General features: G+C 61.2%; 10 protein-coding genes. 8 read left to right on the forward strand and 2 right to left on the reverse strand.

Features of this window, described 5'->3' with window-relative positions:
* The first annotated feature begins 206 nt into the window (after positions 1-206).
* The 6 genes from DPQ23_RS15565 (at position 207) to DPQ23_RS14735 (ending at position 7,425) form a co-directional block, all read left to right on the forward strand.
* Positions 207-1,073, forward strand: a complete 867-nt coding sequence (locus DPQ23_RS15565; protein WP_162630787.1) for a hypothetical protein — start codon at positions 207-209, stop codon at positions 1,071-1,073.
* A 72-nt stretch (positions 1,074-1,145) separates the two neighbouring features.
* Positions 1,146-1,388, forward strand: coding sequence for a FitA-like ribbon-helix-helix domain-containing protein (locus tag DPQ23_RS14715; RefSeq protein WP_112875526.1), 243 nt, complete (start codon positions 1,146-1,148; stop codon positions 1,386-1,388).
* 12 nt (positions 1,389-1,400) lie between these two features.
* Complete coding sequence (locus DPQ23_RS14720) at positions 1,401-1,832, forward strand: type II toxin-antitoxin system VapC family toxin (RefSeq protein WP_112875527.1); 432 nt, start codon at positions 1,401-1,403, stop codon at positions 1,830-1,832.
* Between the two features lie 5 nt (positions 1,833-1,837).
* Entirely contained in the window at positions 1,838-4,279 is a 2,442-nt protein-coding gene (gene hsdR, locus DPQ23_RS14725; protein ID WP_112875528.1) for an EcoAI/FtnUII family type I restriction enzme subunit R, read from the forward strand.
* 3 nt (positions 4,280-4,282) lie between these two features.
* On the forward strand, positions 4,283-5,731 hold the full coding sequence (locus tag DPQ23_RS14730; protein WP_112875529.1) for a class I SAM-dependent DNA methyltransferase: 1,449 nt from the start codon (positions 4,283-4,285) through the stop codon (positions 5,729-5,731).
* Positions 5,728-7,425 (forward strand): restriction endonuclease subunit S, encoded by a 1,698-nt coding sequence (locus tag DPQ23_RS14735; protein WP_112875530.1) that lies wholly within the window; start codon positions 5,728-5,730, stop codon positions 7,423-7,425. The genes DPQ23_RS14730 and DPQ23_RS14735 overlap by 4 nt, the downstream gene beginning before the upstream one ends.
* A 38-nt stretch (positions 7,426-7,463) precedes the next feature.
* Here the strand turns inward: DPQ23_RS14735 and DPQ23_RS14740 are convergent, their stop codons facing one another.
* Both DPQ23_RS14740 and DPQ23_RS14745 read right to left on the reverse strand, forming a co-directional pair.
* Entirely contained in the window at positions 7,464-7,715 is a 252-nt protein-coding gene (locus tag DPQ23_RS14740) for a hypothetical protein (RefSeq protein ID WP_112875531.1), read from the reverse strand.
* 78 nt (positions 7,716-7,793) lie between these two features.
* Positions 7,794-8,216, reverse strand: a complete 423-nt coding sequence (locus DPQ23_RS14745) for an H-NS histone family protein (RefSeq protein ID WP_240602833.1) — start codon at positions 8,214-8,216, stop codon at positions 7,794-7,796.
* A gap of 417 nt (positions 8,217-8,633) precedes the next feature.
* On the opposite strand from DPQ23_RS14745, the gene DPQ23_RS14750 reads away from it, so the two are divergent.
* Both DPQ23_RS14750 and DPQ23_RS14755 read left to right on the forward strand, forming a co-directional pair.
* On the forward strand, positions 8,634-9,068 hold the full coding sequence (locus DPQ23_RS14750; RefSeq protein ID WP_112875533.1) for a LexA family protein: 435 nt from the start codon (positions 8,634-8,636) through the stop codon (positions 9,066-9,068).
* A 4-nt stretch (positions 9,069-9,072) separates the two neighbouring features.
* Positions 9,073-9,745: Y-family DNA polymerase (locus DPQ23_RS14755; protein WP_476704034.1), on the forward strand; the 673-nt coding region annotated here is incomplete at its 3' end.

Below are 9,745 nucleotides of genomic sequence, written 5' to 3' on the forward strand. Positions count from 1 at the left end.
CCCTATTGCTTCACCTGATTGCGGCGAGGATTTGGCCCGAAAGAACCCTGCACAGGGAAGTATTAGCCGCCTGACACGGTTGTTCAGAGCCGACTACAGAGTTTTTTCAGGCACTGGCGCTCCTCTACACACGTGACCGGCGCCTCGCGCATATAGCTGAAGAACGGTCAGGCGAAGCACCCGCAGTCAGCTGTACGCGAGATACCGTGCTTGGCGTACCTCTTGCGGCCTACAAGCGCTATGCCCCTGCGCTGGAAGATGGTTTCATAAAGGCCGGAAAGTTTCTGTTCAGTCAGAATATCTTCTGGTTCAAGGATGTTCCCTACCAGTCGCAGCTGGTTCCGCTAGCGGCTATCTTGACTGCTCTAGGCGAACGCTGGAACCAAGAGGTCGTTCGGCAGAAACTTTCTCAATGGTATTGGTGCGGAGTATTTGGAGAACTTTACGGAGGTGCAATCGAGACACGTTTCGCCAAGGATCTGATGGACGTTCTTGCCTGGATCGATGGTGGGCCCGAGCCGACAACAGTGAAGGACTCCGCCTTCCGCCCAGAGCGACTCAAGAGCATGACTTCCCGCCTGTCGGCTGCCTACAAGGGCATCCATGCCTTGCTGATGCACAAGCAGGCCCGAGATTTCCTCTCAGGACAGACCTTTAACCAGGCAAGCTATTTCGATGAGGCCGTGGATATCCATCATGTGTTTCCGCGTTCCTGGTGCCAGAAGCAGCGTATCCCCCGCGAGCGTTACGATACCATTATCAACAAGACGCCTCTCAGTTCGAAAACCAATCGGATCCTTGGTGGGGATGCTCCGTCAAGTTACCTGGCCCGGCTACCGAAGCAGGGCGCGATTTCAGACGCTGCCATCGATACACATCTGCAAAGTCATCTTATCGAACCAAGTCTGCTTCGGAGCGACGACTTCGAGGGCTTCATGGCAAGACGCCAAGAGGCTCTACTCGCGTTGATCGAGGCCGCAACAGGCAAGCCGATCCTGCGGGGCGTCCCTGCTGAGGAACCCACCGAAGACCTGATCGATCTGGAAGTCGGCGATCTTGAAGCGGCAGAGTAACTGGTAGTGGTCGAAGAGCATTGATTGCGATGCAATCAATGCTTACGATCAGGCGAATGAAGGGAACCTGACATGGCGAGTATCACCATCCGCAATCTCGACGACAGTCTGAAGCATCGCCTTCGGGTCCAAGCGGCCGAGCACGGCCGTTCCATGGAAGAGGAAGCGCGGGAAATCCTGCGCCGGGCTGTCGGGAAGACGGTGAGCCCTGGGAACCTAGGCGAGGTCATCCACCGCAGGTTCGCAGCCTTGGGCGGGGTGGAACTCGAGCTGCCGCCGCGCGAACCGATGCCTGAAGCACCCCGCTTCGACTGATACGCGGCCGCGATGCTTTTGATCGATACCAATGTGATTTCGGAGCTGATGCGCCCGGATCCTGCTCCGGCCGTTCTGGACTGGTTCGGCCAACAGGACGCGGCTGATCTGCATCTCAGCGCGGTGGGAGAAGCCGAGTTGCGGCGCGGAGCGGCTCTCCTGCCCGCAGGCAAGCGCCGCGACCGCTTGATGGCAGAGATCGACGCCATGATCCTGGAAGATTTCGCCGGTCGGGTGCTGCCCTTCGACAGCGCCGCCGCTGTCGCGTTTGCTGCCATCTTCCTGGAGCGACGCGCCGCTGGCCAGCCGATCAGTTTTCCCGACTGCCAGATCGCGGCCACGGCCCGCGCTCATGACGCAGCCATGGTCACGCGCAACGTGAGTGACTTCGAAGGTTGCGGCATCCGCGTGATCAATCCTTGGGATCCCCTGGTAGGCGCCTGATCGACATGGACATGCGAAGCTTCTCGGAACGCGACATCTGTACCAAGTTCATCACCCCTGCCCTGCGCAAAGCTGGCTGGGACGAAATCGCCCAGATCCGGGAAGAGGTGAGCTTCACCAAGGGCCGGATTATTGTGCGTGGCAAGCTGGTCACCCGCGGGAAGGCCAAACGGGCCGACTACATCCTCTCCTACAAGCCTAACCTCCCCATCGCCCTCATCGAGGCCAAGGACAATTCCCACAGCATCGGCGATGGCATCCAGCAGGCGCTCGACTATGCGGAGACGCTGAACATCCCCTTCGTGTTCTCGTCAAATGGCGACGGCTTTGTCTTTCACGACCGAACCGGTGCCAGCAATCCGCGCGAGGTGACGCTGGCGCTCGATGCCTTTCCCTCACCCGACGAGCTGTGGACGCGCTATTGCGCTTGGAAGGGGCTGGACGCTGAGGCTGAGAAAGCCGTCCTTCAGGACTACTACGATGACGGCAGCGGAAAGGCACCCCGCTACTACCAGGTCAATGCTGTCAACGCAGCCATCGAGGCCATCGCCAAGGGACAGGGTCGCGTGCTGCTCGTCATGGCGACGGGCACGGGCAAGACCTATACTGCCTTCCAGATCATCTGGCGGCTGTGGAAGGCCGGCCGCAAGAAGCGCATCCTGTTCCTGGCTGACCGCAATGTGCTGATCGACCAAACCATGGTCAATGACTTCCGCCCCTTCGGCGGTACCATGGCCAAGCTCTCGACTAACGCAAAGACCATCGAGCGGCATGACGGCAGCACGGAAGACCTGACTGTTGCGCTCGACAGCAAGCGCCGCATCGACACTTCCTACGAGGTCTATCTCGGCCTCTACCAGGCCATCACCGGGCCCGAGGAGCGGCAGAAGCTCTTCCGCGAGTTCTCGCCGGGCTTCTTCGACCTCATCGTGATCGACGAATGCCACCGCGGCAGCGCGGCCGAGGACTCGGCCTGGCGCGAGATCCTCGAGTATTTCTCGTCCGCCACACAGATCGGCCTGACCGCCACGCCCAAGGAGACGAAATACGTCTCCAACATCGCCTACTTCGGTGAGCCCGTATTCTCCTATTCGCTCAAGCAGGGTATCCGCGACGGCTTCCTGGCGCCCTACAAGGTGGTCAAGGTCCATATCGACCGGGACGTGGAAGGATACCGTCCCGAGAAGGGCCAGCTCGACCGCGACGGAGAAGAGGTCGAGGACCGCATCTACAACAGCAAGGACTTCGACCGCACCCTGGTCCTTGATGAGCGCACAAAGCTCGTTGCGCAGCGCGTGACCCAGTTCTTGAAGGAAAGCGGAGACCGGTACCAGAAGACCATCGTTTTCTGCGTGGACCAGGAACACGCCGGGCGCATGCGCCAGGCCCTGATCAACGAAAACGCCGATCTCGTGGCCGAGAACGCGCGCTATGTGATGCGGATCACCGGCAACGATGCCGAAGGTCAGGCGCAGCTCGGCAACTTCATCGACCCCGAGTCTAGGTTCCCTGTGATCGTCACCACATCGCGGCTGCTGTCGACCGGCGTCGATGCCCAGACCTGCCGCCTGATTGTGCTTGATCGCGAGGTCGGCTCCATGACCGAGTTCAAGCAGATCGTCGGCCGCGGCACTCGTGTGCACGAGGACACGCGCAAATACTACTTCACGCTGATCGACTTCCGCGGCGCGAGCAGCCATTTCGCGGACCCGGAGTTCGACGGCGAGCCGGTGCAGATCTACGAGCCCAACGAGGACGAGCCTGTCGATCCGCCAGAGGTCCCGCCGACCGACGAGGAGGGTGCCCCGCTCCCCGATGAGCCGGACGAGAACGAGACCATCGTCGATGAACCTGTCCTGCCCCCGCCTCCAGGTGAGCCTCGGAAAAAGACCTATGTCGATGGCATCAGCGCCAGCATCGTCGCCGAGCGGGTGGAATACCTCGACGAGAACGGTCGGCTTGTTACGGAGTCCTTGCGCGACTTCACCAAGCGTGCGCTGCGCAAGCGCTTTGCAAGCCTCGATGGCTTCCTGAGGCGCTGGAACAGCGCCGAGCGCAAGCAGGCCCTGGTCGAGGAGTTGGAGGAGGAGGGCCTGCCCCTTAACCTCATTGTCCAGGAACTGGGCCGCGACCTCGACCCCTTTGACCTGATCTGCCACGTGGCCTTTGATGCCAAGCCGCTGACCCGGCGTGAGCGGGCCGATAACGTCAGGAAGCGCGACGTCTTCACCCGCTATGGTGACAAGGCCCGTGCCGTCCTTGACGGCTTGCTCGCGAAATATGCGGACGAAGGCGTCCTCAACCTCGATGACGCAAGCGTCTTGCGGATTGCGCCGTTCTCGACCATCGGCACACCTACCGAGCTGGTCCGCGCCTTCGGCGGCAGGCCCGGCTATCAGCAGGCCGTTCACGACCTGCAATCCGAACTCTACAAGGAAATTGCCTGACCCATGTCCGTCCGCACTCTCGTAAAATCCATCCAGGACATCATGCGTCAGGACACCGGCGTTGATGGCGATGCGCAGCGCATCAGCCAACTCTGCTGGATGTTCTTTCTCAAGATCATCGATGACCAGGACCAGGAGCTTGAACTCTTCAAGGACGGCTACCGCTCGCCGATCCCAAAGCAATTGCAATGGCGCGCTTGGGCGGCTGACCCTGAGGGCATCACCGGCGAGGAACTGCTGGCCTTCATCAACGACGATCTCTTTCCGACGCTGAAGAACCTTGCCTCCCTGACGCCCCGAGCCCGCACGGTCCGCGGTGTGTTCGAAGATGCCTACAACTACATGAAATCCGGCCAGCTGATGCGGCAGGTGGTCAACCGCATCAACAGTATCGATTTCAACAACCTGTCCGAGCGCCAGCACTTCGGCGACATTTACGAGCAGATCCTGAACGACCTGCAGTCGGCCGGAAACGCGGGGGAATACTACACCCCGCGCGCCGTGACGGCCTTCATGGCCCAGCAGATCGATCCCACGCCCGGCGAGATCCTCTTCGACCCGGCCTGCGGCACGGGCGGCTTTCTGACCTGCGCCATCCGCCACATGCGCGAACACTACGTGAAGCGCCCCGAGGACGAGACGACGATGCAGGCCAGCCTGCGGGCGGTGGAGAAGAAGCAGCTTCCCCATATGCTCGCCGTCACCAACATGCTGCTGCACGGGATCGAGGACCCGTCCTTCCTCCGCCACGACAACACGCTGGCGCGCCCCTACATCTCTTGGGGCAAGGATGAGCGGGTGGATATCGTGCTCTCCAACCCGCCCTTCGGCGGGCGCGAGGAGGACGGGATCGAGTCGAACTTCCCCCAGCATTTCCGCACGCGCGAGACAGCCGACCTCTTCCTTGCCCTGATCATCCGCCTGCTGAAGCCCGGCGGCCGCGCGGCGGTGGTCCTCCCCGACGGCTCGCTGTTCGGCGAGGGCGTCAAGACCCGACTCAAGGAGCACCTGATGGAGGAGTGCAACCTCCACACCATCGTGCGCCTGCCGAACTCGGTCTTCCGCCCCTATGCCTCGATCGGCACAAACCTGCTGTTCTTCGAGAAGGGGGCGCCGACGCAGGACATCTGGTTCTGGGAACATCGCGTGCCCGAGGGGCAGAAGGCCTATTCCATGACCCGGCCCATCCGGCTGGAGCATCTGGCCGATTGCGCCGCTTGGTGGGGCGGGGCGCAGCGCGAGGGACGGGTTGAGACCGAGCGTGCGTGGAAGGTCAGTGCCGAAGAGGTGAAGGCCCGCGGCTACAGCCTCGACATCAAGAACCCCCACACGGTGGCCGAGGATCACGGCGACCCCGAGACGCTGCTGGAGGATCTGACCGCCGCCGAGGCCGAAGTGGCGGTAATCCGCGACCAGTTGAAGGCGATTCTGTCCGGGGCACTTGCCCGATGAACGCGGAACGGCTTCTCGCCCTTTACGAGAAGGTGGCTGAGGCGCCGGACGCTATCGCGCGCCTGCGCCGCTTCGTGCTGGACCTCGCCGTGCGCGGCAAACTGATAGAGCAGGATCCCGCCGACGAACCGGCGGCGGAGTTGCTGAAGCGAATTGCGGCTGTGCGAGGCAAGGTACCGCAAACTGGCCGGAGCGGGAAAAAGAAGCCGGCGGACGCTTCGCTCACGGAGGTCTCGTTTGATCTGCCAAGCGGATGGTCTCACGCCAGATTGTCGGATCTGGTCAGAGTAGTAAACGGCCGAGCCTACAGAAAACCCGAGCTTCTCGCCAAAGGGACGCCGGTACTTCGCGTGGGCAATCTATTCACTTCGGATCACTGGTATTACTCGAACCTTGAACTTGAGGCCGATAAATATTGCGACGCAGGCGATCTGATTTACGCGTGGTCTGCCTCATTCGGACCGTTCATCTGGAATGGGCCTAAGGTTATCTACCATTATCACATCTGGAAACTGCCGCTTTTCAGCAAGGCTGACTTGAACAAGCAGTTTCTATATCTGTTCTTGCTCCAGAAAACACGCGAGATCAAAGAAGCCGGTCACGGAATCTCCATGGTCCACATGACCAAGGAAAAGATGGAGCAACTCGCCGTCCCCCTTCCTCCCCTCGCCGAGCAGCGGCGGATCGTGGCGAAGGTGGAGGAGCTGATGGCGCTGCTGGACGGGCTGGAGGCGGCCCGCACCGCGCGCGAGGCCACCCGCGATCGGCTGACCACCGCCAGCCTCGCCCGCCTGACCGCACCTGACGCCGACCCAGCCGAGTTCCCCAACCACGCCCGTTTCGCGCTCGACACGTTCCCCGTTCTCACCGCCCGCGCCGACCAGATCAAATCCCTCCGCCAGACAATCCTAGACCTCGCTGTCCGCGGCAAACTGGTGGCGCAGGATGCAGGCGACGAACCGGCCTCGGAGTTGCTGAAGCGGATCGCGGCGGAGAAGGCGCGGCTGGTGAAGGCGGGGGAGATCAGGAAGTCGAGGGTCGTTTCTCTTTTTGAACGCGATGATCTGCCGTTCTCTGTGCCGCTCGGATGGACATGGACGCAGATCTCAGAGCTTGGAATAATTAGTCCGCGTAATGAGGCCAACGACGACATCGAAGCATCTTTCGTTCCGATGTCCATGATCGCTGCAGACTATAGGGTGATAAATGGGCACGAACGGCGGCCGTGGGGCGACATTAAGAAGGGCTACACTCATTTCGCGGAGGGCGATGTCGGGTTGGCCAAGATCACACCATGCTTTGAGAACGGCAAATCGACGGTGTTTCGCAACCTAGCCGGATCTATCGGTGCGGGGACAACCGAATTGCACGTAGTCCGCCCGCTCATTGTGGATGCTGATTACATTGTCTTGCTCCTCAAGAGCCCATATTTCATAGAAACCGGCATCCCGAAGATGACCGGCACTGCGGGTCAGAAACGCGTTCCAACTGAGTATTTCACAAGCTCACCCATCCCACTCCCGCCGTTGGCCGAACAGCACCGCATCGTGGCTAGGGTCGATGCCCTCATGGCCCTCTGCGACCGGCTGGAGGCCGCACTCACCACCGCCGACACCACCCGCGCCCGCCTCCTTGAAGCGCTACTGCACGAAGCCCTCGCCCCGGCTGACGTGGTCGTGGCAGCGGCAGAATGAACAAAGGCACTCAGGGCCGATTGAGGTCGTAGGCGTTTCTATCCGAAGGTCCGACGAACGGGGGTGTTCTGCCTAGTCAGCACCACCAGTGCATCGACCATCCGGATGAACTCATCCGTCGCCAGACCAAGCCAGCGTTCGCCCTCATCATAGGCGTTCTCGATCCGCTGCCGTTTGGCTTTCTCCAGAAGCCGGATCGCAGCGTTCATGCGGGCGATCTCGAGTTCGCAAGAGCGGATCGCAGCCGCGAGCAGCTGATGCAGGGCAACCCGCTCGTCAGTCTCAGCCATTCCTCCTCTCTCTTGCGCCGACTGGCGCCAGAGCAAAAGAAGGAAAGGGAGAGGCGGGTGTAGCTCCCTTTCCTTCTGTCAGGGTTGCGCTTTCAGCTCCTCCAGAGCCCGGCCGGCCGCCAGAGCGTCATTGACCCATCGCGGGCGCCGTCCCCGGCCACTCCAGGTCTCGTCCGGGTTTTCAGGATTCACATAGGCTGCCTCTGCTCCAGCCTCGCTGGATCTCCTGCTCTTGCCGGGTTTCTGATCGACCACGAGATCGGACAACTTGAACCCATGCTCCTTGGCTGCCTGTTCAAGCGCTAACAGCGCTTCTTTCCGTTTCCGGGTCTCATAGCCCGAAATTGCCCGGTCGATGGTCTTCCGCATCTCCTTCAATGCGTCCAGGTCCATGGCCTCGAAGGCTTGAGACCAATGTGACATGTGTCCGTTTCCATCCATTATCCTGCACTCCATGCGGTTTCTGATCGGTTCAGAAAATGAGGAAAGTTCGTAGCTCATATATTTTCTGCCGAAAAGCCAGATCAATGGCTGAAACCTCTTTTCCCTCTCTCCGGAAAATCGAAGGGCATTCTCTTTCGACTCGGGCTCTCGTCCGAGCCGCGGCGCGGGATTCCTTTGAGCCAGGCTGTATCTGTGTTGGGACCTGCGAATTTTGGTCGCTGACGCGGGGTCGCGGGCAGCTATTCCAAGCGCAGCCCTTTGCGGCTCGGCAGCTGTGAGCCGGAGGTGTCTTCCAGGACCAAAGGGGGCGAGCCGCTTGGGGCAACAGCCTGTTCCTCTTCCTGTCTCGACAGCCGGGAAGAAGGAAGATGGTGAGGATGTCCGCGTGAGTGCTGGATCTTCCCGACAGGACACGTCTTGACGAACAGGCGGGTCTGGGAACAATGCCCATTGTTCCCTTATTGTTCTCAGGCCATGTCATTTCATCTGCACCCCCTACCCATCACCCTGATCCCGCGCGACATGCCCTTGGCCTCGGTGCGGGTGCCGGCAGGCTTTCCTTCACCTGCGGCCGACGATCTTGAGGAAACCGTTGACCCGATGAAATGGGTCGTCCGCCACGAGCACGCGACCTTCTGGTGGCGCGTCTCCGGCGACAGCCTGGAGGCCGAGGGCATCCTCGACGGCGACCTGATCGCGGTGGACCGGGCCGGACGGCGGCGCAGCGGGCGCATCGTCCTCGCCCTGGTCGAGGGGCAGATCACCGTCAAGAAGCTCACCAAGAGGAATGGGTCTTGGTTTCTGGATCCGCGCGCCCGCAGCGACGTCTACGAGACGATCCCAGTGTCCGAGACGACCGAGATCTGGGGCGTGGTGGCAGGCGTGGTGCGCCGCCTGCCCGTCGAATAGGACCATGCTTCCGGCCTCCGACAAGCCGATTGCCCTGATCGACTGCAACAATTTCTATGTGTCCTGCGAGCGGCTGTTCGATCCCTCGCTGCGCGGCATTCCCGTCATTGTCCTGTCGAACAATGACGGCTGCGCCATCGCCCGCTCCGAGGAAGCCAAGTCCCTCGGGATCAGGATGGGCGCGCCCGTGTTCAAGATCCGTGACCTCATGCAGCGTCACGGCGTCAGGGCGCTGTCCTCGAACTACACGCTTTACGGTGACATGAGCCGTCGCGTGGTCGATGTGCTGCACGGATATTCGCCACGCCTCGATGCGTATTCGATCGACGAAACCTTTGTGGACCTGTCGGGCTTTGGCGACCGGATGGAAGCTCACGCCGCCCGGATGCGCGAGGCCGTCAGGACCGAGACGGGCATCCCGACCTGCGTCGGCATCGGCCCGACCAAGACCCTCGCCAAGCTGGCGAACGTCGCCGCCAAGAAGAACCCGATCTTTGGGGGCGTCTGCAACCTGATGCACCCGGAGGTGCGGGACTTTGTGATGCGACGCATTCCCATCGGGGAAATCTGGGGCGTCGGACCGGCTCTGTTGCACAAATCGGGTGATGGCCGAGGTTGCCCTTCTCCCGGTCAGAGCTATCCCACAGCTTCAGTGACAGGCATGCCGAGGGCGGTGT

Origin of the sequence: Paracoccus endophyticus (assembly GCF_003286075.1) — a bacterium.
GTDB lineage: Bacteria > Pseudomonadota > Alphaproteobacteria > Rhodobacterales > Rhodobacteraceae > Paracoccus > Paracoccus endophyticus.

What these genes read in the sequence shown, in the direction of transcription:
- DPQ23_RS14730 (WP_112875529.1), top strand. Translation starts at nt 4,283, where the DNA reads ATGTCCGTCCGCACTCTCGTAAAATCCATCCAGGACATCATGCGTCAG.
- hsdR (WP_112875528.1), top strand. Translation starts at nt 1,838, where the DNA reads ATGGACATGCGAAGCTTCTCGGAACGCGACATCTGTACCAAGTTCATC.
- DPQ23_RS14715 (WP_112875526.1), top strand. Translation starts at nt 1,146, where the DNA reads ATGGCGAGTATCACCATCCGCAATCTCGACGACAGTCTGAAGCATCGC.
- DPQ23_RS14745 (WP_240602833.1), bottom strand. Translation starts at nt 8,216, where the DNA reads ATGAGCTACGAACTTTCCTCATTTTCTGAACCGATCAGAAACCGCATG.
- DPQ23_RS14720 (WP_112875527.1), top strand. Translation starts at nt 1,401, where the DNA reads ATGCTTTTGATCGATACCAATGTGATTTCGGAGCTGATGCGCCCGGAT.
- DPQ23_RS14735 (WP_112875530.1), top strand. Translation starts at nt 5,728, where the DNA reads ATGAACGCGGAACGGCTTCTCGCCCTTTACGAGAAGGTGGCTGAGGCG.
- DPQ23_RS14750 (WP_112875533.1), top strand. Translation starts at nt 8,634, where the DNA reads ATGTCATTTCATCTGCACCCCCTACCCATCACCCTGATCCCGCGCGAC.
- DPQ23_RS14740 (WP_112875531.1), bottom strand. Translation starts at nt 7,715, where the DNA reads ATGGCTGAGACTGACGAGCGGGTTGCCCTGCATCAGCTGCTCGCGGCT.